Here is a 21,624-nt window from a genome sequence, read left to right on the forward strand (position 1 = left end):
GAGGACTACTGCCACCAGGGCTTCCAATTCTTATCCCCGACATGCCGACACGTATCCCGATACGACATCACCGTCTGTGTTGAACTTTTTCCATGGGGGGATCGCAGGTCAACCAGGCACTGGTCAGGCTCTACTTCGAGGTGAGAGATGGGTTGCGCGACCCGGTCGCGGCCTGGGCGAAACTCACAGGGAACTCACAGCTCTACCAGCGCGCCCGCGGCGAGCGGCGGGTGCCGCTGGACGACGCGACGGCCGCGGAGCTGACGGCGGCGGCGATGGCGTACACGGCGGCCTGTCACGGGGCCGAGCAGGTGGCGGCACTGGCCACCTCGCCGCTGGCGCGGGTGGTCGGCGGGCTCGGCGGCGCGGTGCTGACCGAGCACCCGTGCGCGCCCGAGCAGGTGCTGGGGCCCCGGTTCGCGGGCCCGGGGGCCGACGACTGGGCGCGAGCGGCGCACGTGCTGCTGTGGGGCGAGAACAACCGGCTCGTCCGGACGGCGGACACGCCGTGGGTGATCGCCGGGCGGTACAAGGGGCAGAAGGTGGTCGCGATCGGCACGCACCCGACGCGGCTGTCCGACGAGACGCTGGTGGTGCGGCCCGGCACGGACGGGGCGCTGGCGATGGCCATGGGGCACGTGCTGCTCAAGGAGTTCTTCCTGGACAGGACGCCGTTCGCCGCGCACGCCATGGAGCGCACCGATCTGCCGTTCCTGGTGCGGCTGCGGGAGCGCGAGTCGGGGTACGTGCCCGGCGGGCTGACCGGCGGCGCGTACGGGCGGCTCAGCCTGTACGGGGCGGAGGCCGTGGAGGTCCTGCTGCCGCGCTTCGACTACGGGCCCGGGGTGCTGCGGCGCGGCGTGCCGGTGCTGCGGGACGGCGGCGAGCTGGTGACGACCGTGTTCGATCTGCTGCTGGCCGCCTACGGGGTGGCGCGGCCCGGGCTGCCGGGCGTGTGGCCAGGCGGGTACGAGGACCGCGCGGAGCCGTACACGCCCGCCTGGCAGGAGGCGTACACGGGGGTGGCCGCGTCGCGGGCGCTGAAGACGGCGCGGGAGCTGGGGGTGACGGCGGAGAAGACCGGTGGCCGGTGCGTGATCGTGCCGGGACGGCTGGAGACGCCGCACGCCGACACCGCCTACCGGGCGATGCTGGCGTTGCTGGTGCTGACCGGGTGCGGCGGCGGGTGGGCGCAGGCGGGGCAGGAGGGGATCCCGCTGGTGCCGTACCTGTGCCTGCACGCGTGCGGCGAGGACCGCTCCGACGTGGGCGCGCTGAGCTGGGCGCTGGCGGAGGGCCTGTTCGCGCGCAGGTCGGCGCGCTCGGTGCTGCTGGAGGCGGTGGCGGACGGCTGGCCGATGGCACCGCCGCCGCGCGTGCTGGCGCTGCCGCGGCCCATCTACCCGCTGCCGCCGGGCGTGGACCTGCTGATCGGGCCGGACGAGCACTGCGACCTGTCGCCGCCCGACCCCGAGCTGGTGGCCGCCGCGCTGGCCAGGATGGCCGGCGGGACACCCCCGGCCGAGGCCGGCGGCGCGGCCGCGGCCGGGCGGATGCGGCTGCTGGTGGATCACGCCTGGATGCACGAGTACGGCGAGGCGCTGCCCACCTACCGCCCGCCCGGCCTGGGCCTGCCGGTCAAGCCGACGCAACTGGTCAGGTGAGCCTGTCCAGGTACGCCCGATGGTTACGGGAGAACTCGTGCCCGTTGTACCGGTCCCAGTTGATCGACCAGGTCATCAGCCCGCGCAGGTTCGGGTAGACCCCGCGCGGCCGGTACGTCCCGCAGTTGCTCCCCTTGGCCAGGCAGTCGAACGCCTTCTGCACCTCCGCGACGCTGGTGAACCCGTTGCCCGCGTTGACCGAGGCGGGCAGCCCGATGGCCACCTGCTCCTGGCGCAGCGGCGGGAACACGTTGGCCGGGTTGCCCATGATCGGGAAGCCGGCCAGCAGCATGTCCGTCATGGCCACGTGGAAGTCGTGCCCGCCCATCGTGTGGTACTGGTCGTCGAGGCCCTTGATCGGGCCCGAGTTGTAGTCCTGCACGTGGAGCAGGGTCAGGTCGTCGCGCATGGCGTGGATGACGGGCAGGTAGGAGGCGCTCCTGTTGTCGGCCGCGCCGTTCGGGCCGGGGCCGTAGAACTGGTAGCCGAGCTGGACGAAGAACGTCTCCGGGGCCATGGTCAGCGTGAACTTCGCGCCGTAGCGGCTCTTGAGCGTCTTCAGCGCGGAGATGAGGTTGACGATGACCGGGGTGGTGGGGGCGGCGAGGTTCGTGTCGCCGGGGTCGAGGTAGAGGGAGTGGCCCTCGAAGTCGATGTCCAGGCCGTCGAGGCCGTACCTGTCGATGATCGCGGAGACCGACTCGACGAACTTGTCGCGGGCCGCCGTCGTGGTGAGCTGCACCTGGCCGTTCTGGCCGCCGATCGAGATCTGCACCTTCTTGCCCTGGGCCTGCTTCGCCCTGATGGCGGCGACGAAGTCGGCCTCGGGCTCGACGTTGGGGCACTCGGCGGCCGGGCACTGGCGGAACCTGATGTCGCCGGAGGTGACGGTGGTGGGCTCGCCGAAGGCGAGGTTGATGACGTCCCACTCGTTCGGCACGTCGCTCATCCGGATGTATCCGGATCCGTTGGCGAACGAGGCGTGCAGGTAGCCGACCAGGACCCGCTTCGGCAGGTCACCTCCTGGACCGCCGCCGCCGCTGGTCGTGGTGCCGGTGACCGGGGCGGAGTAGGCCGAGCAGTTGCCGGCGGCGTCGCAGGCCCTGACGCGGAAGGAGTAGGACGTCTGCGCGGTCAGGCCGGTCGCGGTGTGGCCGGTTCCGGACACCGCCGTCGGGGTGCCGCTGTTCCTGGACACCTCGTAGCGGGTCACGCCGGCGTTGTCGGTCGAGGCCGACCAGGACACGTTCAGGCTGGAGGCGGTCGCGCCGCCGACCGTCACGTTGCCGGGCACGGTCGGCGCCTGCGTGTCAGGGGTGCCGCCGGGGCCGTCGAGCACCACGTCGTCGGCCAGGTAGGCCCCTTGCCCGTACCAGCCGTTGACGTGGATCGTCACCGACGTGGTGGACGCGCCCGTGGTGAAGGACGTCCTGAGCTGGCTCCACTGACTGCCGGGAGCGCCCCACGTGCTGGCGTTGACGCCTGTTCCCGTCGCACCCAGAAAGACGTAATTGCCTTGCACCCAGGCCGAGAGCTGGTAGGTCGTGTTCGGCTGGACGGTGACCGCCTGCTGGCAGCGGGCCAGGTCGTTGCCCTGCGGAGTCGCCTGCAGCGCACGGGTGCCGCCGTGCACGGGGGACGACACGGCCTGGGCTCCCGAGCAGGTCCAGCCGGTCAGGCCGTCCTCGAAGCCCGGATTTATCGCGATATTGGCGGCGAAAGCGGGAGAGGCGTGGAGGGCGAGGAGGGCGGCGGCGAGCAGGACCGCCGGGGCTCGGAGTTTCATGGGTTTCCTCACTGCGGCCCACCCCCCGGGGTCGGGGGGCGGGCCGCTCAGCGGGTCAGAAGCCCGCGGTGATGCGGGTGAACTCCCAGTCGGACTGCGCGATGCCGCTGCAGTTCGAGACCACGCCGCCGCCGGGGCAGGGGCGGTCGCGGTTGACGGCCCAGTAGGCGAGCCTGGTCAGGCCCTTGGAGTTGGCCCAGTCGCGGATCTGGGTCCAGGTGCCGGGAGAGGTCAGCTCCTGCTGGTCGGACAGGCCGTTCATGCCGGAGATGCCCATGTGCGCGTACGCCTGGGCGTCGGTCCAGCCGTACGCGCTCTTGAGGGCGTTCTTCAGGCCCTCGGAGGCGTTGACGGTGTCCTGGTAGATGTTGGAGCTGCCGAAGTCGAACGGCATGATCGTGAAGTTGTCGATCGGCACGGCCAGCGCCCTGGCCTGGTTGATGAGGCGGATGCCGTGGCTGTTCGGGCCGGTCCTCGTGGTGCCGAAGGTGACGACGACCTTGACGTTCGGGTTGTTCTGCTTGACGATCTTGAGCCCGTTCAGGATGCGGTCCTGGACGGTGTAGTTCTCGAACTCGTCGGTGTTCTCGATGTCGAAGTCGACGACGGCCGGGCCGACGGCGTTGATGACCTGCTGCACCGCGTTGGCGTACGCCTGCGGGGTGCTGCAGTTGGGGCCGAGCTTGTTGCCCGACCAGCCGCCGAAGGAGATCTGGACGCTGCCGCCCTTCGACTTGATCGTGTTGATCGCCTGCTGGTCGGCGCCGCCGGTCAGCGCGCGCTGGCCGTCCCAGGCCGGGGTGCAGCCGCCGCTGGACAGGATGAACGCCATCGTGAACGACTTCACGCCGGTCGCGTCCATGACCGTGCCGGGGTTGGGCGGGTTGCCCCAGCCCATGTAGAGGTACGGGGCGCCGGGCATCCGGGTGGGGTTCGGGTTGCCGCCGCCGGTGGAGGTGGTGGCGGTGACGGAGTTGCTGACGCCGGACAGGTTGCCTGCCGCGTCGCGGGCCCGGACGGTGTAGGTGTAGCTGGTGCTCGCGGCGCGGCCGGTGTCGGTGAAGGAGGTGCCGGTCGCGGTCGTGACGAGGGTGCCGCCGCGGTAGACGTTGTAGCCGGTGACGCCCACGTTGTCGCTGGAGGCGTTCCAGGCCAGGGAGACGCTGCTGGAGGTGACGCCGGTCGAGCGGAGGTTGCCGGGCACGGACGGCGCCGTGGTGTCGTTGCCCCCGCCGCCCGATCCCTGCTTCCACAGGGCGGGTACGTTCGGCGGCTCCCAGCCGGGCTGGGAGGTGTGGGCCTGCAGGCACACGTAGTCCACGCCGTTGTAGGTGACGACCGCGCCGGTGGCGTAGGAGGTCCACGGCGCCCAGGCCGCGGCCAGCTGCTGTACCGCGCCGTACGCCGCGGGGGCGGAGGCGGTGAGCCCGGCGCCGGTCAGCGCGAGGGCCAGGCCGGCCACCCAGGCGATGAGTCTGCTGCGAAATTTCATGGCATTCCCTGGAGGTGGGGCTTGACGGTCTTGGAGAACTGCCAGTTGTTGCTCGCGTCCCAGTTGATGGACCAGGTCATCGCGCCCCTGATGTCCGGGTAGGCGCGCGGTGGCACGAAGGTCCCGCAGCTGGTGCGCTTGGCCAGGCAGTCGAGTGCCTGGTTGACGAGGGACGGCGCGACGACACCGCCGCCCGCGGCGCCGGGGCCGGCGGGCAGGCCCAGGGCCACCTGGTCGGGGCGCAGGCCGTTCTCCAGCTGGATGCAGGCCAGGGCGGTCATGAAGTTGACCGACCCCTGCCCGTACGCCTGGGCCTGGTCGCAGCCGAGCATGGAGCCGGAGTTGTAGAACTGCGTGTGGACGACCGTGAGGATGTCCTTGATGGACAGGGCGAGCTTGAAGTACTCCATCCCGGTCGACTGCATGTCGATGGTCTGCGGGGCCATCGTGATGATCAGGTCGGAGCCGGCCTTGGCGCGCAACGACCTGAGCGCCTGGGCCATGTAGGTGGCGTTGAGGCCGTTCTCGAGGTCGATGTCCACGCCGTCGAAGCCGTAGCTCTGCATGAGCGCGTACACCGAGTCGGCGAACCGCGTGGCCGCGGCGGCGCTGGCGACCTGCACCCGGCCGGCCTCGCCGCCGACCGACAGGATCACCTTCTTGCCGCGCTGGTGAAGGGCGGCGACGTCGGCCCTGAACTGGGCGTCGGTGTAGCCGCCGACGGCCGTGGCGAGCCCCGGGTCGACCGAGAAGACGACCTCTCCGGCGTTGGCCGTGGCCTCGCCGAAGGCGATCGCGACGAGGTCGTACTCGTTCGGCACGGCGGAGAGCTTGAGCTCGACGGCGGGGTTGACGAAGTTGTGCCAGTAGCCGGTGAGGAAGTGCCTGGGCAGGGTCCCGCCGCCGCCGGTGCAGCCGGTGGTGGTGGCGGTGGCGTCCCGGCCGGGCGACTCGCCCTGCGCGTTGTACGCCTTGACCGTGTAGGTGTGCGTCTCGCACGCGGCGAGCCCGCTGATCGTGGCCGTGGTGCCGGTGGTGGTGGCCTTGACGGCCGTGCCCTCGTAGACGCGGTAGCCGGTCACCGTGCCGCCGGCCGCGCCCCAGCTCAGGGTGATCGCGCTGCCGGTCGTGGTGGCGGTGACGGCTCCCGGCGCGCCGGGCACGCCGGGCTGGGTGCCGCCGCCGCAGGAGGAGCCGTTCAGCGTGCAGCCGGTGATGCCGGGGAAGTTGCCGGGGCTGCCGTTGAAGCCGAAGCTGGCGCTGGCCCCCGGCGCGAGCGGGGAGGCCCAGCTCGGGTTGGTGAACATGTAGTGCTGGCCGTTCCTGGTCATCACCGCGTCCCAGGCGGAGGGGATGGTGAAGCCGGACGGCACGTCGAACTGGACGTTCCAGCTCGGCAGGGCGGTGGTGGTGCCGTTGGTGACGGTGACCTTGCCTTCGAAGCCGGAGCCCCAGTCGGCGACCTTGACGAAGGTCGCGGTGGCGGAGGCGGCGTGAGCAGGCAGGGCTTGGAGGCCGAGTGCGAGGGTCGCTAGCGCTAAGACGATCGCGCGTAGTCTCACGGTTCTTCCTTTGGAGGTGTGCGTGCCGTACGGCTTGCACCGGGGGGTGAGAGCGCAAGCCGTACGGCACGGCCCGCGGAGGTGAAACACGGGCCTTGGGGGGTGTCGGCGCGACTAACCTTGCAGCGGTTGTTAGGTTTTGTCCGATTGATGATTACTTTTAGGAAAGTTTCCTAAGAGTTGTCGCGATCGTAGCTTTGACAACGGAGGCTTACAAGACCCAAACACGACTCCGCCGCACGGGGGCCGGAATCCCGTGCGGCGGAGTGGTGGTGGCGGGTTACGGTTGCTGGGTGATCCGGACGTCGTCCACGCCGGCCTCGACCAGGGAGGCCCCCGAGGCGTCGGCGGCGTCGACCACGATGCGGACGGTCTGGCCGGCGAACGCGTTCAGGCTCGACGAGGCCGTGGCCCACGAGCCGTTGCGGTTCGAGGCGGCGCCCGCCTGGTTGAACACCGTGGCGGTCGTGCTCCCCACCACGCGGACCCGGAGGTAGTCGGCGCTGGAGGCGTTCGAGCCGTGCGCCAGGTACCACGAGAACGACAGGTTCAGCGCGCCCGTGGACGGCAGCGTGATCGGCGGCGACTGGATCGAGGTGGTGCCACCGTCGATGTCGTACGCACCTGCCGAGGAGCCCGCCAGCCGGCCCGTGACCAGGTCGTTCGTGCCGCTGACCGTGGTGCCGAGCTGCTTGGCGCCGCTGGACGTGGTGGCCTCCGGGTCACCGCGCTCCCACTGGCCGAGGGTGGCGGTGTCGGTGGCGGCCGGGTTCGCGGTCCAGCCCGTGGCCGTCTCGAACGTGTCCGACCAGACGGTGATCGGCGGGTTGCCGGTGCCGCAGTACTGGGCCTCCTTGCCGATGATGCGGTAGACGCAGTCGGAGTACTCCAGGAAGCGCAGCACCGCCTCCCTGTTGCGGGTCGTCTGGGGGACGATCTGCTCGTCCGGCGGGTAGAAGCCCGGGCTCGAACCGGTCGGGTACATCTCGAAGGTGAAGCTGAAGATCTTGTAGACGCCCCACATCCAGTCGTCGATGGTGCCGTCGGTGATGTAGAGGTCGCTGGCCTGCTCGGGCGTGTACCCGTTGGTGGAGGCCATGTTCTGGCCGAGGGTGGCGTGCGCGTCCCGGTCGTCCTGGGTCAGGCCGGGGGCGGTGTCGTTGAAGGTGTAGCCGTAGGGCCACAGGATCAGCTCGCTGTAGGTGTGCCAGTCGATGTGCGACTTGATCTGCTGGACGCCGCCGACCACGCGGCTGCGCACCCAGTTGGCCGCCGCCCTGACCTCGGGCGCCGACTCGGCGCTCGCGCCCCGGTACGTCTCGCTGGACGTCGAGCCCGAGGAGCCGCCGCAGCAGCCCCAGTTGTAGGCCCAGTTGCGGTTCATGTCGGTGCCGACGGCCGACGAGCCGGAGTTGGGCTGGCGGTTCTTGCGCCAGGAGCGGTAGCTGCCGGTGGCGATGTCGTACTCGCCGCCGTCCGGGTTCATGTCGGGCATGATCCAGATCTCCCTGGTGTTCACCAGGTTCGTGATCCGCGCGTCGCTGCCGTAGTTGTCGGTGAGCAGGTGCATGATGTACAGCGCCATCTCGACCGTGAGGTGCTCGCGGGCGTGCTGGTGCGCGGTGAACAGGACCTCGGTCTCGTTCTCGTCCGTGCCCACGTTGTCGCTGATCTTGATCAGGCGCAGGTTCCTGCCCTCGTACGACGTGCCGTAGTTCGACTGGCTCATGATCGTCGGATGGGCCGCCACCAGGGCGTTGATCTCCGCGTTCATCTCCGCGTAGTTGTGGTACTGCGAGTCCGCCGGCGGGAAGTCAAAGGCGTCGGCGGACGGGGGTGTCGGGCGGGGCACCTCCGCCACCCGGTAGCCGAGCCGCCTGATCGCGGAGACCTCGGCTTCCGTGGCCGTGACCAGCACCGAGTCCGTGGCCACCTCCTCGATGGCGGCTCCTGTGGCCGCCACGGCACTGCGCTGCCGGGCGTCGGCCGGGCCGGAGACGCGGTACTGCTTGTTGGGCGGCGGTTCGGCGGTGGCGCCCGCGCCCGTCATGCCGGTCAGGCAGATCAGGCTGAGGGCTGCCATCAGGATGACTAATCGGCGTTTCACCTTCGTCCTCCTCAGGCGCTCGGGATGGGATGCTGACTCGCGCCTGAACTGAGAGTGATGAGGTTGGAAGGGCTAGGAAAGGCCCAAATTTACGGACATGGGGATGAGGGCTTCCTCCAGGGGTTTCCTGGCCAGATCGGGCACTTCGGTCCCCTCGGCCGCGTACCCGACGGGGAACAGGATGTAGGGCCGCTCGTTGGCCGGGCGCCGGCAGATCTCGACGAGGAAGGCCATCGGGTTCGGCGTGTGCGTGAGCGTGGACAGGCCCATGACGTGCAGCGCCGTGATGAACAGGCCGCAGGCGATGCCGACGCTCTCGTTGACGTAGTAGTGGCGGACCTTCTCTCCCCCGGAGGTCAGGCCGTACTTCTCGGCGAAGCAGACCACCAGCCAGGGCGCCACCTCCAGATATCCCTTGTCCGAGCCGGTCTCCAGCGGCGCCAGCGCCGCCCGCCACTCGGGAGGCAGCCGCCCGCCCTCGTAGTTCTGCCGCTCCTCGGCCTCGGCCGCCTCGCGCACGCGCCGCTTGGTCTGCGCGTCGCCGATCACCACGAACTTCCACGGCTGCTGGTGCGCCCCGGAAGGCGCGGTGTTGGCGGCCCGTACGGCCAGCTCGACACACCGGTACGGCACCGGCTCCGGGCTGAAGTGCCGCACGCTGCGCCGCCGCTCCACCAGCCGGTGGAACTCCTCGCCGCGCCTGACCATCTCCTCGGGCGCGTGGCGCTCCGGCTTGTAGGGAACGAACGGGTGCTGGTGCTCCATAAGATCCGAAGTGTCGGCCCGGGTGCCGGATCTGACAACAGTGCCCCTCGCATGCTGCCGATCTGACAGCGAAACCCCCTTTGGGAGGCGAATATGCCAGCACGCCGCCACGGCCTCGACGATCTCGACCGCGATCTCCTCCGCCTGGTCGCCGAACGCCCGCGCAGCGGCCTGCTGGAGATCGCCCGGCTGCTGGGGGTGGCGCGGGGGACCGTGCAGGCCAGGCTCGACCGCATGGTCGCCGACGGCGTGATCACCGGTTTCGGCCCGGAGCTCTCCCCCGCCGCGCTCGGGCACCCGGTGCAGGCGTTCACCACGCTGGAGGTCGAGCAGGCGGCCCGCGAGCACATCTCCACGACCCTGGAGGCCATTCCCGAGCTGCTGGAGGCCTACATCGTGACCGGTCCAGGCGACGTGCTGTGCCGGCTCGCGGGCCGCGACCACGAGCACCTCCAGCAGGTCATCGACCGGATGCTGGCCATCCCCGGGGTGCGCCGCAGCACCACCGTCATCACGCTGTCCACGGTGGTGCCGCACCGCGTGATGCCCCTGGCAGGCCCGTGACTCAGACCTGGGCCAGCGTGATGACCCCGGCGGCCACCAGGGCCAGCGCCCACATCCGGTCCACGTTGAACCACGCCCGCCGCAGCACGGTCAGCCCCGCGACCCGGTAGACGACCACCGCGATGGTCCCGGCCACGCCGAACATGGCCAGCGTGTGCAGGGCGGCCACGCCCAGCCCGCCGGAGGCCGCGTGACCCGCGTGGCCCTGCGCGTGCAGGCCGGTGAAGACCGGCAGCAGCATCAGCCCGGCCCCGTGCGCGGACGACATCAGGAACGACCAGCCGGCCAGCTGCCACAGCGACAGCCGCATGCCCACCCACCGGAAGTGCCTGCGGGACAGCAGCCGCCACAGGCCGAAGCCCACCAGCACCACGCCGCCCCCGATCGACAGCACGGTGCCCGTGACCACGGACCCGGTGGCCGCGACGACGAGAGCCACCAGGGCCACCGAGGCGAGGTGGCCCAGGGCGATCATCGGGATCGACTGGAGCAGCCGGTCCAGGCTGCGTTCCTGCAGGCCGCGGGCCACGGCGAAGAGCCAGCCCATGGCCGGATTGAGGCCGTGGAAGGCGCCCAGCAGGAGCACGGCGGCGAGCGTCACGGGTAGCAGTAGGAGTCGGAGGAGGCGTCGCCGCCCTGCAGGCGCACCTGGTGGGGGCGCAGGCCGCGGAAGGCGTCCCCGTGCGGGAAGAAGCGGGTGTCGAAGGTGAACGACTCCGCGTCGATCTTCGCCATCCAGGCGCCCACCCCGTCCGGGTAGAACTGGTCGTCCCAGGAGCCGTACAGGGAGTTGGTGAGGTAGACGCGGCGGCCGTCGCGGCTGACCTCGACCATCTGCGGCCCGCCGCGCAGCGGGAGCGAGGGGTCGGCCGGGTGCGGGTTCTGGCGGGCGATGCCGCCGACCCGCAGCGAGGCCAGCTCGACCGGCTTGAACGGGTCGGACACGTCGAACTGCTTGAGCTCCCCCGTCCCCCAGCACGAGACGTACAGCCGCTGGTCGTCCACCGACAGGGCGATGTCGGTGACCAGCGGCGGCACCGCGCCGAACGGCCGCAGGAGCGGCGGCAGGCGGTCGGCGTCCGCCGGTTCCGCCGGGATGGAGATGACCTTGCGGGCCTGCCAGCGGCCCTCCTCGTGGAACCAGACCCAGACGGACGCCGACAGGTCCTCGACGCTGACGACCACGCCGGCGAAGCCGTACAGGCGGGTGGGGTCGTGGGCGGGGCGCAGCTCCAGGGGCATCTGGTGCTCGTCGCCCAGGTCCACCTCCTGCACGTGGGCGCGCTTGCGCAGGTCCCAGAAGTGCAGCTTGTGGCCGTACTTGCGGCCGAGCAGCAGCTCCCCGACCAGCCCGTTCTCGATCATCTGCGGCGTCCCCCACTCCGAGGAGACCAGCACGTCCTGGTTGATGTGCCACCAGAAGTCGTAGGCCAGGTACTGCGGCCCCCGGTCCAGCTCCCACTGGCCGACCACCTCGAACGTGGTGTGGTCGAGCACCGCGATGCCGCCGGGGCCGTCCCTGCCCTCGGCGCCGCCGAGCGCGGACACGTACAGCCCCTCGGGGCCGCAGTGGACGGTGTGCGGGCGCGAGTAGCCGGCGCGGCTGGCCAGCGTCTCCGGTTCGATCACCTTGACCAGCTCGGGGCTGATCCGGTCCTTGGTGTCGTAGATGTGGATGCGGGAGGAGCGCAGGCCGGGCACGACCAGGTAGCGCCGCTCCACGTGCGGGTGCGGCGCGTTCGGGCACAGGGCGCTGCTGCACGCGTTCCAGCCGAAGTGGTGCAGCTCGTCGCCGGTGTTGGGCAGGTCGGTCCAGCCTGCGACGGTGCCGTAGGCGGGCGAGGACGGGTCGGTGTCGATGACGGCGAGGGCGTCGGGCCGGGCCGCCGCCCGGTCGAAGGCGGCGACGTACGCCAGCTTCTCGGCGGGGGCGCCCGCGGCGTCTCTGGGGGACGGGTAGAAGGTGGGATCCGGAGTCCAGAGGGTCATCTCTCCAGATATAGACCGATTCCCTACACGGTCAATAGGTATTGATCTCCGCGATGCGCTCGACCAGCCCGTCCGTCTCGAAGCCGATCGGCTGCCACAACACGTGGTCGGCGCCCAGTGCCTCGGCCCGCGGCAGGTCCTCGGCGATCTGCTCGGGCGAGCCGGTGAGCGGCGCGCGCTCGTCCAGCGGGCGCTCGCTGACCGTGCCGTTCACCTGGATCACCAGCGGGCCGGAGCCGCCGGCCTTGCGGTACGTCTCGACGCCCTGCGCGAGCTGGTCCCAGTCGAACACCACGGTGGTCAGCCCCAGGCCGAGGGCGGCCACCCGTTCGAGCGCCGCGGGCGCCGCCGCGCCGCCGAGCAGCGTCAGCCCGGTCGGCTTGGGCCCGATGCCCGACTCGGGGATCGTGTAGAAACGGCCGGAGAAGCTCACCGGGTCGGGGCCCCAGCACGCGCGCATGGCCTGCACGTGCTCGGCGAAGCCCGCCCCGCGCCGCTTGACGGGCACGCCGGCCGCCTCGAACTCCTGCTTCATCCAGCCCTGCCCCAGGCCGATCCACATGCGGCCGCCGCTGAGCCGGTCGAGCGTGGCCAGCCGCCTGGCCAGGACGACAGGAGGGTGGAACAGCGCGTCGACGACGGTGGCGCCCAGGCGGATCGTGCTGGTCCTGGCCGCGAGGTAGGCGAGCGTCTCCAGCGGGTCGTACACGCTGGCGCTCTCCTCGGGCAGCGGGATGACCTGCTCCAGCCCCAGCATCCACGGCTCGGCGGGCCGCAGCAGGCGCTCGTAGGTCCACACCGCGCCCAGCCCCGCCCGCTCGGCCGCCTGGGCCACGCGGACGATCTCCTCCGGGTCCGCCTGCGGGCCCGTCACGGGAAGTCCGATTCCGAGATCCATCTCGTACTCCTTCCTTGTCTGCACATCTGACCAGGGCCGCGGTGGAAAGTCATCGGTTTACACGCGCCCGCTTTCGTGATGCATTCGGGAAATGACCGTGCATGGCACCTGCGACCCCCGGTTCTCCCAGGTACGCGAGGAGTTCGAGGCCAACCTGGCCCACCGCGGCGAGGTGGGCGCGTCGGTGTGCGTGATCGTCGACGGCGAGGTGGCCGTGGACCTGTGGGGCGGGCAGGCGGCGCCCGGCCGGCCCTGGGCGAGCGACACGATCGGGCACGTGTGGTCGTGCACGAAGGGGGCGACGGCACTCTGCGCCCACGTGCTCGCCTCGCGCGGCGACCTCGACCTGGACGCGCCGGTGGTCCGCTACTGGCCCGAGTACGGCGTGCGCGGCAAGGGCGGCACGCTCGTCCGCCACCTGCTCTCCCACCAGGCCGGGCTGCCGGCGCTGCGCGAGCCGCTGCCTCCCGGCGCCTTCTACGACTGGAAGCTGATGGCCGGGCGGCTGGCGGAGCAGGAGCCGTACTGGGAGCCGGGCACCCGGCACGGCTACCACGCGCTGACCTTCGGCTACCTGGTGGGCGAGGTGGTGCGGCGGGTGAGCGGGCGCTCGCTCGGCACGTTCTTCCGGGAGGAGGTGGCCGAGCCGCTCGGGCTGGACTTCTGGCTGGGGCTGCCCGAGGAGCAGGAGGGGCGGGTCGCGCCGACCGTGCCCGCCGATCCGCCGCAGGCGCCGGCCTCGTTCTACCTCAGGGCGTTCGGCGACCCCGCCTCGGTGCAGGCCGCGGTGCTGGCCCACGAGGGCGGGTACATGGCGGCCGGCGAGTCCGACAGCCGGGCCGCGCACGCCGCCGAGATCGGCGCCGTCGGAGGGATCACGAACGCGCGGGGCCTGGCGGGCATGTACCGCCCGCTGTCGCTGGGCGGCGGCGACCTGGTGACCAGGGAGCACCTGGCGCTCATGTCGCTGACCGCCTCGGCCGGCGCCGACGCGGTGCTGCTCGCGCCGACCCACTTCGCGCTGGGCTTCGTCAAGCAGGTGGACAACCGGCACCTGCCCGAGCCGGACAGCGAGGGTGTGCTGCTGGCGGAGACCGCGTTCGGGCACGTGGGGATGGGCGGCTCGATCGGGTTCTGCGATCCGGCGGCGCGGCTGGCGTTCGGCTACACGATGAGCAGGCAGGGCGCCGGGCTCGGCGTGAACCCGCGCGGCCAGGCGCTGGTGGACGCGGCGTACCGGGCGCTCGGCCACCGGCAGGCCTACGGCGGCATCTGGTACGCCTGACCACCCGATACCGTGATACGTCACCAGTTCGTCCCCAGGAGCAAGCGGCATGTTCTTCGGCATCAAGGATCTCTGGACCTACGTCGTCGGCGCCTTCCTGATCATCCTCCTGCCCGGCCCGAACTCCCTGTACGTGCTCTCCTACGCCGCCCGCCACGGCGTCCGGCAGGGATACCGGGCCGCGGCGGGCGTCTTCGTCGGCGACACGGTGCTGATGTTCCTCAGCGCCGCCGGCGCCGCCTCGCTCCTGCGGGCCAACCCGCTGCTGTTCACGATCGTCAAGTACGCCGGGGCCGGCTACCTGGCCTGGATCGGGTTCCAGATGATCCGCGGCGCCTGGAGGTCGTGGCGGTCCGCTCAGGCGGCTGAGGCACCCGCGGTGGAGGAGGCCGGCCGTACGCGGCCGTTCCGCAAGGCCCTGACGATCAGCCTGCTGAACCCCAAGGCCATCCTCTTCTTCGTCTCGTTCTTCGTGCAGTTCGTGGACCCGGCCTACGCCAACCCCGCGCTGTCGTTCGTCATCCTGGGCGCGGTCATCCAGGTCTTCAGCTTCCTCTACCTGACCGCCCTGATCTTCGGCGGCACTTTCCTGGCCGCGCAGTTCCGCCGCCACCGCCGGCTCAGCGCCGGGCTCACCTCCGGCGTCGGCGCCGTCTTCCTGGGGTTCGGCGCGAAACTCGCCACAGCGTCACTCGGATGAAAGCCGTATTCAAGGGTGCGCTGTTTTCGTGGACACAGATGGAACGCGTCAAAAGAGGCAGTCCCATCCCTTCTCCTCGGGTACGGTAAGCCACCGGCGTGCTTCCCGGGACGGCGGTGATGGACGCATCGGGACGTCGAGCGGTCCATCCGGAATGCCTGGTCCCACGAAGCCCGGGTAGACGTCGATCGTCGGCCTATCTGCGGAGCAGCCTTGAACCATCCAACGGTCACCCTCCCACGCCTCACCGCGCTCGCCCGGCAGGCGGCTCCCCGGCTGCTCGAAGGCGTGGTCGCCCCCCTCGCCGTGTTCTACCTCGCCATGGTGGTCCTCGGTTTCAAGTGGGCCCTGGCCCTCACCGTCGCCTGGGTCTACCTGGGCGTGGCCTGGCGGCTCGTCAAGCGGGTCAAGGTGCCCGCCACCATGTACCTGGCCGCGTTCGCGATCACCATCCGGGCGATCGTGGCGTTCTGGACCGGCACCTGGATGTGGTTCTTCATCCAGCCCGAGATGGGCACGATCTGCATCAGCATCGCCTTCCTCGCCTCCGTGCGGCTGAACAGGCCGCTCGTGCAGAAGCTCACGCTCGACTACATCCATCTGCCGTCGGCGGTGCTCAAGCACGAGCGGGTGCGGCGGTTCTTCGCCAGGATCACGCTGCTGTGGGCATTCGTGCTGCTGATGAACTCCACGCTGAGCATCTTCCTGGCGGTCTACGAGTCGATCGGCGGCTCGCTCGGTGCGTTCATGATCATGCGTACGTCAGCGGTGGCCGTGATCAGCGGTACGGCGATCGTGTTCTCGATCCTCGCCTTCAAGCGGCTCCTGCGCCGGCTGCACGTCGCTCACGCCTGACCGCTCCATCAGCAGGAACGCCCCGCAGATCCCCATGACCAGCCCGGTCAGCATGCCGAACAGCTCCACCAGGTCCGCCGGGCCGCCCGCCCCCGCGGCCAGCGGCCCGCCCACGGACCGGACGATCATCGCATAGAGGCCCCAGCCGAACAGGGAGCCCGAGCCCAGCCAGACCGCCGCCAGCGGGCGCCGGAACGGGCCGCGGCCCCGCCCGCGGACGATCACGACCAGCGCGACGGCCCCGGCGATCGCGAGCAGGCCCTTGAGCCCGCTCTGCGCCGCCCCCGCCGCCGGGCCCTCGAAGGCCCGCACGAGCCGCGCTCCGCCCAGCACCACGGCCACCGGCAGCGCGCCCCAGGCCAGGACCGCCTGAAGCGGCCTGGTGAGGCTGGGGTAGGGCAGGCCGACGGGCGTGGTGAAGGCGGCCGGCCAGCGGTCGCGGGCGTACAGGGCGAAGGCCGTCATGAGGCCGATGCCCTGCGTCAGGAAGCCGGCGTAGACCATCATGTAGACCCACGGCTCGATGGGGCCGCCGCTGAACGCGGCCGTCCCCGCCGCCGCGACGATGATCGGCGCGGTGACGACGATCACGGACAGCAGGCCGGTGCCCACCCAGAGCGGGAGCAGCACCAGCGGGGCGGGCAGCCGCATGCCCCAGCGCGCGGTGAAGGCCAGCGCCAGCAGCAGGCCCACGGCGTCCATGCCGAAGGTCATCGCGTTCAGCCCGATCATCGCCGGGTCGTTCATCAGGCCCGGGTCGCCGACGCCGAGTGAGCTGCCGGTCAGCCAGAGGATCTTGATCGTGAGGTAGGGCAGCATGGCCGCCACCGCCACGATCGCGGCGGTACGGCGGCCGATGCCGGGCGCGGGGTCCGTGAGGCTCACGGAGCGCCGGGGTCGGTGGCCGGTGCTCGGTGCGGGTTGCGTCATGCTCCGAGCCTCGCGTCCGGGGCGGCCTGAGCCCTCCCGCCTAGCGGGGATCCTCCTCCCCCTCGCGGGGGAGTGTCACGGTCAGCTCGAAGCCGTCGCCCGACGGCCCGGCGGTGAGGGTGCCGCCGGCCAGGCGTACGCGCTCGCGCAGGCCCGCCAGCCCCAGGCCGCCGGTCCTGGCGGTGGGCCGGGAGCGCGGCGGCCCGTTGCGTACGCGGACCAGGTGCGGCGCGACCGAGACCGTCACGGCGGCGCCCGGCGCGTGCTTGGCGGCGTTGGTGAGCCCCTCCTGCACCACGGCGGCGGCCAAGCCGGGCACCGGCCCAGGGGCGAGGTCGAGGGAGATCCGCATGCCGGAGTCGGCGGCCCTGCGCACCAGCTCCGGCACGTCCTCGCCGACGGGGGCCAGCGGCGCCGCGTCGGAGTCCTCGCGCAGCAGCCCGATGATCTGGCGCAGCCGCTCGGTGGCGTCGGCCGCCGCGAGCCGCAGCTCCCCCGCCGCCCTGACCTGGGCGGGGGCGAGCCCGGGAGCCAGCTCCAGCCCCGCCGCCCTGACCGCGATCAGGGCCAGGTCGTGGCCGAGGGAGTCGTGCATCTCGCGCGCGATCCTGGCCCGCTCCCGCAGCCTGGCCTGCGCCTCGGCCGACGTCCTGGCCTGCCGCCGCTGCTGCAGCAGCTTGCGGCGCAGCACCCCGAACAGGTGCGGCACCACGTACGTGCCGACGACCGCGGTCACCATCGACACCCACAGCGCCAGGTCGCCACCCTTGCTCACCACCACCACCACGCCCACCAGCGCGATCACGCAGAACGCCACCAGCGCGGGCCACCCCCTGGCCATCCGCCGCCCGGTCAGGTACGCGTACCAGGCGATGAACGGCGACGTCGGCAGCAGCGGCAGGATCTTGACGTTCCGCCGGGGCAGCAGCCAGCTCAGGTCCACGGTCGCGAACCCCTCGCTGAACCGCCACGGCCCCAGCGGCAGCAGCAGCACCAGGGCGGCCAGCGGGTACGGCCGCCCGACGAGCACGGCCACCGCCGCGAGCACCCACCGGGGCACGGTCACCATGCCGAACCCGGCGGGGTCCTTGAACGGGTCGGGCCCCATGGCGGCGATGAAGACGCCGAGCGCGAAGAAGAGCAGCAGGTCATAGACCACCTGGCGGCGGTTCTCCCGGCGAAGACGCTTCACCGCACCGACGGTAGCGGCAGCGCGGGGACGCGGACGCCGTCCGAAGTCGGGTGGCACCCCCGACGAAAGTCAGGGTGGGGTGCCGTCCACCTCCTTGGTAGGGCTAGCCCTACCACGAATGCGCCTATCTCCACTCCTGATTCCGCCGGTCGGAACCGGTTTGATCGTAGGTGTCATCCGGAGGTCGCAGGCCCTGCCCCCGACGAAAGTAGGGGGTAGCGCGTGCCGATCGTCCGATGTGCCGTGACCTGCGGAGTTTCTACCTTCAAGGGGTATCGGCCCTGACCCCCGTAGGGGAAAGGACCGCGTTCGACCGGGGGCATCCCCGATGTTCCCGGACGTCGCACGCCGCCAGGCTGTGTGAGTGCCCTAACGATCGGAGTACACGCTCATGTCGCACGCCATCCTCGACCTCGTCGAGCAGGTGATGTCGTCGCCGTGGCTGTATGTCGCGCTGTTCGCCCTGGCGCTGCTCGACGGGTTCTTCCCCGTCGTGCCCGCCGAGACGTCGGTGATCACGGCGGGGGTGTTCGCCGCCGCCGGCGACACGAACCTGGCCCTGGTCATCCTGGTGGCCGCGCTCGGCGCGTTCGCCGGGGACCACATCTCCTACCTGATCGGCAACAAGTCGGCGGGCAGGCTGCGGAACAAGAAGGCGTTCGTCTGGGCGCGCAAGGCCCTGGAAGAGCGGGGCGGGCTCGTCCTGGTCGTGGCCAGGTACATCCCCGGGGGGCGTACCGCGACCACGCTGACCATGGGCGCGGTGCGGCATCCGCTGCGCTCGTTCACCTTCTTCGACGCGATCGCGACCAGCTCGTGGGCGGTGTACTCCGGGCTGATCGGCTTCTTCGGCGGCATGGCGTTCGAGAACGACCCGATCAAGGGCCTGCTGCTCGGCCTGGGCATCGCGCTGTCCATCACCGCCGTGGTGGAGATCGTGCGCTGGGTCAGGAAGAAGCGCGCCATCAAGGCTTCCCCGGAACGTCTTCCTGCGGACACGTCCGTTTGACCCTGCCTGGCAACCATCCGTCTGAAAGGAGTGCGCATGACTGTGCTGGCCGCGGTGATCGCCCTGGTCGGTTCGCTGTTCTTCGCGCTCGGGGCCGCACTGCAGCAGTTCGAGGCGGTCGGCTCCGCCAAGCCGGGGCTGCTCGCGCTGCTCCGGAGGCCGCGCTGGCTGCTCGGCGGCGCGTCCATCCTGGCGGGTGGTGGCCTGCACATCGTCGCACTCGGGCTCGGACCGCTGACGATCGTGCAGCCGATGGGGGTGGCCAGCCTGCTGTTCGCACTGCCCCTGGCCGCCACGCTGCACGGCCGCCGGCCGTCGCGCGCCGAGCTGGTCTCGGCCGGCGTGGTGGCGGTCGGGCTGATCGGGCTGGTGTTGCTGGTCCCCGAGTCGCACGGCCCCACCTACCTCAGCCCGAACGGCGTGCTCACGCTGCTGGGCGTGGCGGGGGTGGCGGCGGTGCTGCTGTGGGCCGGCTCGAAGGCGGTCTCGCCCGCCGGCCGGGCGGCGCTGCTGGCGACCAGCTCAGGAGTGCTGTACGGCGCCACCGCCACCCTCATGCGGGTGCTGGTGGACGGCGCCTGGAACTGGTGGTACCTGCTGGCGCTGCCGATCCCCGCGCTGCTGGCGCTGATGATGCTCCAGCGGGCCTACGCCGTCGGGCACTTCGGTGTCTCCTTCGCCTCGCTGCAGATCGCCGACCCGCTGACCGCGGTGGCGTTCGGCGCGCTGCTGCTGGGCGAGCCGCTGCCGACCGGGATCCTGCCGGTCCTGGCGGCCCTGCTGACCGCCGCGGGCACCGTCGCCCTGGCGCGGACCAGCCCGCTGGAGGCCCATCACGACCCCGCATGAGATTCCCCCGTTCACGGCTCTCCCCAAGCCATCCCTGACATCGGAGTTCATCGACATGGCCATGCCCCTGCACAGCGTCCCCGACCGCGCCGCGCTCTCCCCCGCTCCCGAGCGCCCGCGCCGCATCCTCATCTCGTCCGACACCTACCCACCCGACGTGAACGGCGCCGCCTACTTCACCCATCGCCTGGCCACCGGCCTGGCGGCACGAGGCAACGAGGTGCACGTCGTCTGCCAGTCGGACCTGGGCCCGGCCAGCGCCGACGTGTGCGACGGCGTGATCGTGCACCGGCTGCGCTCGGCGCCGCTGCTGGTCCACCCGACCATGCGCTTCACCGTGCCGACCAGGCTCGACCGGCTCGTCTCCATCGTCAAGCCCGACGTGCTGCACACCCAGGGCCACTTCGTGGTCGGCAGGGCCGCCATGGCCGCCGCCCGCCGGGCCGGCGTGCCGATCGTGGCCACCAACCACTTCATGCCCGACAACCTCTTCCAGTTCGCCCACATCCCCGCGCGGCTGCGGGAGAAGGCGGGCAAGCTGGCCTGGCGCGACTTCAGCCGCATCTTCAACCGGGCCGACCACATCACCACGCCCACCCCGCTGGCCGCCAAGCTGCTGGCCGACCAGGGCTTCGGGCGCGGCGTCGAGCCCGTCTCCTGCGGCATCGACCTGGGCAGGTTCCACCCGCACGCCGAGCCCAAGGCGTGGGCGCGCAAGATGTTCGACCTGCCCGACAGGCCCACGATCCTGTTCGTCGGCCGCCTGGACGAGGAGAAGCGCCTCGACGAGGTGGTCCGCGCGCTGCCGCTGGTGCTCAACGAGACCGACGCGCAGGTCGCCTTCGTCGGGAAGGGCAACCAGCGGGAGGAGCTGACGCGGCTGGCCAGGCGCATCGGCGTCAGCGAGCGGGTGTTCTTCCTCGGCTTCGTGGCCGACGAGAACATGCCGCAGGCCTTCGCCGCCGCCGACGTGTTCGCCATGCCCGGCATCGCCGAGCTGCAGAGCATCGCCACGCTGGAGGCCATGGCCTCGGGGCTGCCCGTGGTGGCCGCCGACGCGATGGCGCTGCCGCACCTGGTGGACGACAACGGCTACCTCTACCAGCCCGGTGACGTGGTCGCGCTGGCCCGGCACCTGACTGCCATCCTCGCCGACGACGGCCTGCGCGCCCGGCTCGGCAAGGCCAGCAGGGAGCTGGCACTCACCCATGACGACCAGGCGTCCCTCGCCCGGTTCGAGCGGATCTATGACGAGGTGATGCGATGACGCCCAGGCAGAGCGTCTGGGGCACGATGATCGGCACGCTGGTGTCGGCCGGCGCGCTCGCGTACGCGGACGTGGCGCTGCCCACCCAGGTGCTGCTCAGTGACTACGCGCTGGTCTCCGGCGGGCTGGTGCCCGTACTGATCGGGATGCTGGCGCTGGCGGCGGCCTGCCTGTGCCTGGCGTACGGGCTGGCCACCCTCGACCCGGCCCGCACCGCGCCCACCCGGGTGCTACTGGTGGCGGGGGCGGCGGGGCTGATGATGAGCGCGATCTTTCCGACCGACCCGGGCACCTCGCAGATCGGTACGGTCTCCGGCGAGATCCACCGCTGGTCGGCGGCGGTCGTGTTCACCTCGCTGCCCGTCGCCGGCTGGGTCCTGGCCAGGGGCCGGGCCGCCGCCCCCGGCTGGAACGCGGTCCGCGCGATCAGCGTGGCCGCCGGGGCGACGCTCGGGATCTACCTGGCGGCCCACCCGGCCTCCTTCCTCTCCCCGCTGATCAACGGCGGCGGCTACTACGGGATGCTGGAGCGCGGCGTCGTGCTGGCCGAGATGGCGCTGCTCATCGCCATGGCGCTGGCCGCCTTCTCCGGCCGGGCCGTCGCGAGGAGCGAGCCCGTGCCCGCCACGCAGCCCGAGGCGGAACACCAGAGCCAGGGTCAGGAACGCCTGGCCGCCTGACATACTTCGACCACCGCCGAAAGGACCGCG

19 protein-coding genes are annotated in these 21,624 nt (G+C 71.3%); 9 read left to right on the top strand and 10 right to left on the bottom strand.

The annotated features are described in order from the left end of the window. Nucleotides 1-92: 92 nt before the first annotated feature. Nucleotides 93-1,664, top strand: coding sequence for a molybdopterin-dependent oxidoreductase (locus HD593_RS64000; protein ID WP_185109399.1), 1,572 nt, complete (start codon nucleotides 93-95; stop codon nucleotides 1,662-1,664). On the opposite strand, the gene HD593_RS47070 is transcribed toward HD593_RS64000, so the two are convergent. The 5 genes from HD593_RS47070 to HD593_RS47090 form a co-directional block, all read right to left on the bottom strand. Then, a complete protein-coding gene (locus tag HD593_RS47070) occupies nucleotides 1,657-3,450 on the bottom strand; it encodes a chitinase (protein WP_185109400.1) in 1,794 nt (597 codons plus the stop codon). The two genes, HD593_RS64000 and HD593_RS47070, sit on opposite strands and share 8 nt — an antisense overlap. Nucleotides 3,451-3,505: 55 nt before the next feature. After that, complete coding sequence (locus tag HD593_RS47075) at nucleotides 3,506-4,942, bottom strand: carbohydrate-binding protein (RefSeq protein ID WP_185109401.1); 1,437 nt, start codon at nucleotides 4,940-4,942, stop codon at nucleotides 3,506-3,508. Further along, on the bottom strand, nucleotides 4,939-6,504 hold the full coding sequence (locus HD593_RS47080) for a chitinase (protein WP_185109402.1): 1,566 nt from the start codon (nucleotides 6,502-6,504) through the stop codon (nucleotides 4,939-4,941). Before HD593_RS47080 ends, HD593_RS47075 begins: the two co-directional genes overlap by 4 nt. A 280-nt stretch (nucleotides 6,505-6,784) precedes the next feature. Continuing rightward, the gene (locus HD593_RS47085; RefSeq protein ID WP_312904240.1) at nucleotides 6,785-8,611 is read right to left on the bottom strand and encodes a M14 family metallopeptidase; all 1,827 of its coding nucleotides are present in this window, start codon (nucleotides 8,609-8,611) and stop codon (nucleotides 6,785-6,787) included. Nucleotides 8,612-8,683: 72 nt separating this feature from the next. Beyond that, nucleotides 8,684-9,376 carry a nitroreductase family protein gene (locus HD593_RS47090; protein WP_185109403.1) on the bottom strand — a complete coding sequence of 231 codons (693 nt, stop codon included), beginning with the start codon at nucleotides 9,374-9,376 and terminating at the stop codon, nucleotides 8,684-8,686. 93 nt (nucleotides 9,377-9,469) lie between these two features. On the opposite strand from HD593_RS47090, the gene HD593_RS47095 reads away from it, so the two are divergent. Then, entirely contained in the window at nucleotides 9,470-9,940 is a 471-nt protein-coding gene (locus HD593_RS47095; protein WP_185109404.1) for an Lrp/AsnC family transcriptional regulator, read from the top strand. A 1-nt stretch (nucleotide 9,941) separates the two neighbouring features. On the opposite strand, the gene HD593_RS47100 is transcribed toward HD593_RS47095, so the two are convergent. From HD593_RS47100 to HD593_RS47110, 3 genes are read right to left on the bottom strand one after another with little or no spacing between them, the layout of a single operon-like run. After that, nucleotides 9,942-10,541, bottom strand: a complete 600-nt coding sequence (locus tag HD593_RS47100; protein WP_379478746.1) for a hypothetical protein — start codon at nucleotides 10,539-10,541, stop codon at nucleotides 9,942-9,944. Further along, nucleotides 10,538-11,929 carry a selenium-binding protein SBP56-related protein gene (locus tag HD593_RS47105; RefSeq protein WP_185109405.1) on the bottom strand — a complete coding sequence of 464 codons (1,392 nt, stop codon included), beginning with the start codon at nucleotides 11,927-11,929 and terminating at the stop codon, nucleotides 10,538-10,540. The genes HD593_RS47100 and HD593_RS47105 overlap by 4 nt, the downstream gene beginning before the upstream one ends. Nucleotides 11,930-11,960: 31 nt before the next feature. Beyond that, nucleotides 11,961-12,827: a TIGR03619 family F420-dependent LLM class oxidoreductase gene (locus tag HD593_RS47110; protein ID WP_185109406.1), complete on the bottom strand. Its 867-nt coding sequence runs from the start codon at nucleotides 12,825-12,827 to the stop codon at nucleotides 11,961-11,963. 91 nt (nucleotides 12,828-12,918) lie between these two features. Between HD593_RS47110 and HD593_RS47115 the strand changes: the two genes are divergently transcribed. From HD593_RS47115 to HD593_RS47125, 3 genes are all read left to right on the top strand, one after another. Next, complete coding sequence (locus HD593_RS47115; RefSeq protein ID WP_185109407.1) at nucleotides 12,919-14,112, top strand: serine hydrolase domain-containing protein; 1,194 nt, start codon at nucleotides 12,919-12,921, stop codon at nucleotides 14,110-14,112. A 49-nt stretch (nucleotides 14,113-14,161) separates the two neighbouring features. Continuing rightward, nucleotides 14,162-14,812, top strand: coding sequence for a leucine efflux protein LeuE (gene leuE, locus HD593_RS47120; protein ID WP_185109408.1), 651 nt, complete (start codon nucleotides 14,162-14,164; stop codon nucleotides 14,810-14,812). A 213-nt stretch (nucleotides 14,813-15,025) separates the two neighbouring features. After that, a complete protein-coding gene (locus HD593_RS47125; protein ID WP_185109409.1) occupies nucleotides 15,026-15,667 on the top strand; it encodes a VC0807 family protein in 642 nt (213 codons plus the stop codon). On the opposite strand, the gene HD593_RS47130 is transcribed toward HD593_RS47125, so the two are convergent. Beyond that, a complete protein-coding gene (locus tag HD593_RS47130) occupies nucleotides 15,575-16,552 on the bottom strand; it encodes a hypothetical protein (RefSeq protein WP_185109410.1) in 978 nt (325 codons plus the stop codon). The genes HD593_RS47125 and HD593_RS47130 overlap by 93 nt on opposite strands. An 85-nt stretch (nucleotides 16,553-16,637) precedes the next feature. Next, entirely contained in the window at nucleotides 16,638-17,789 is a 1,152-nt protein-coding gene (locus HD593_RS64815; protein ID WP_221525331.1) for a sensor histidine kinase, read from the bottom strand. Nucleotides 17,790-18,180: 391 nt separating this feature from the next. Here HD593_RS64815 and HD593_RS47140 point away from each other — a divergent pair, with 391 nt between their 5' ends. From HD593_RS47140 to HD593_RS47155, 4 genes are read left to right on the top strand one after another with little or no spacing between them, the layout of a single operon-like run. Next, on the top strand, nucleotides 18,181-18,798 hold the full coding sequence (locus HD593_RS47140) for a DedA family protein (RefSeq protein ID WP_185109411.1): 618 nt from the start codon (nucleotides 18,181-18,183) through the stop codon (nucleotides 18,796-18,798). Between the two features lie 36 nt (nucleotides 18,799-18,834). Next, entirely contained in the window at nucleotides 18,835-19,647 is an 813-nt protein-coding gene (locus tag HD593_RS47145; RefSeq protein WP_221525332.1) for a DMT family transporter, read from the top strand. A gap of 55 nt (nucleotides 19,648-19,702) precedes the next feature. Beyond that, nucleotides 19,703-20,914: a glycosyltransferase gene (locus HD593_RS47150; protein WP_185109412.1), complete on the top strand. Its 1,212-nt coding sequence runs from the start codon at nucleotides 19,703-19,705 to the stop codon at nucleotides 20,912-20,914. Next, nucleotides 20,911-21,594 (top strand): DUF998 domain-containing protein, encoded by a 684-nt coding sequence (locus HD593_RS47155; protein ID WP_185109413.1) that lies wholly within the window; start codon nucleotides 20,911-20,913, stop codon nucleotides 21,592-21,594. Before HD593_RS47150 ends, HD593_RS47155 begins: the two co-directional genes overlap by 4 nt. The last annotated feature ends 30 nt before the right edge of the window (nucleotides 21,595-21,624 follow it).

The sequence above is a fragment of the Nonomuraea rubra genome (assembly GCF_014207985.1).
Taxonomy (GTDB): domain Bacteria; phylum Actinomycetota; class Actinomycetes; order Streptosporangiales; family Streptosporangiaceae; genus Nonomuraea; species Nonomuraea rubra.

Excerpts from the sequence above, each read along its gene's own strand:
- HD593_RS64000 (WP_185109399.1), top strand. The coding sequence starts at position 93 with ATGGGGGGATCGCAGGTCAACCAGGCACTGGTCAGGCTCTACTTCGAG.
- HD593_RS47070 (WP_185109400.1), bottom strand. The coding sequence starts at position 3,450 with ATGAAACTCCGAGCCCCGGCGGTCCTGCTCGCCGCCGCCCTCCTCGCC.
- HD593_RS47075 (WP_185109401.1), bottom strand. The coding sequence starts at position 4,942 with ATGAAATTTCGCAGCAGACTCATCGCCTGGGTGGCCGGCCTGGCCCTC.
- HD593_RS47090 (WP_185109403.1), bottom strand. The coding sequence starts at position 9,376 with ATGGAGCACCAGCACCCGTTCGTTCCCTACAAGCCGGAGCGCCACGCG.
- HD593_RS47095 (WP_185109404.1), top strand. The coding sequence starts at position 9,470 with ATGCCAGCACGCCGCCACGGCCTCGACGATCTCGACCGCGATCTCCTC.
- HD593_RS47105 (WP_185109405.1), bottom strand. The coding sequence starts at position 11,929 with ATGACCCTCTGGACTCCGGATCCCACCTTCTACCCGTCCCCCAGAGAC.
- HD593_RS47110 (WP_185109406.1), bottom strand. The coding sequence starts at position 12,827 with ATGGATCTCGGAATCGGACTTCCCGTGACGGGCCCGCAGGCGGACCCG.
- HD593_RS47115 (WP_185109407.1), top strand. The coding sequence starts at position 12,919 with ATGACCGTGCATGGCACCTGCGACCCCCGGTTCTCCCAGGTACGCGAG.
- leuE (WP_185109408.1), top strand. The coding sequence starts at position 14,162 with ATGTTCTTCGGCATCAAGGATCTCTGGACCTACGTCGTCGGCGCCTTC.
- HD593_RS47140 (WP_185109411.1), top strand. The coding sequence starts at position 18,181 with ATGTCGCACGCCATCCTCGACCTCGTCGAGCAGGTGATGTCGTCGCCG.
- HD593_RS47145 (WP_221525332.1), top strand. The coding sequence starts at position 18,835 with ATGACTGTGCTGGCCGCGGTGATCGCCCTGGTCGGTTCGCTGTTCTTC.
- HD593_RS47150 (WP_185109412.1), top strand. The coding sequence starts at position 19,703 with ATGGCCATGCCCCTGCACAGCGTCCCCGACCGCGCCGCGCTCTCCCCC.
- HD593_RS47155 (WP_185109413.1), top strand. The coding sequence starts at position 20,911 with ATGACGCCCAGGCAGAGCGTCTGGGGCACGATGATCGGCACGCTGGTG.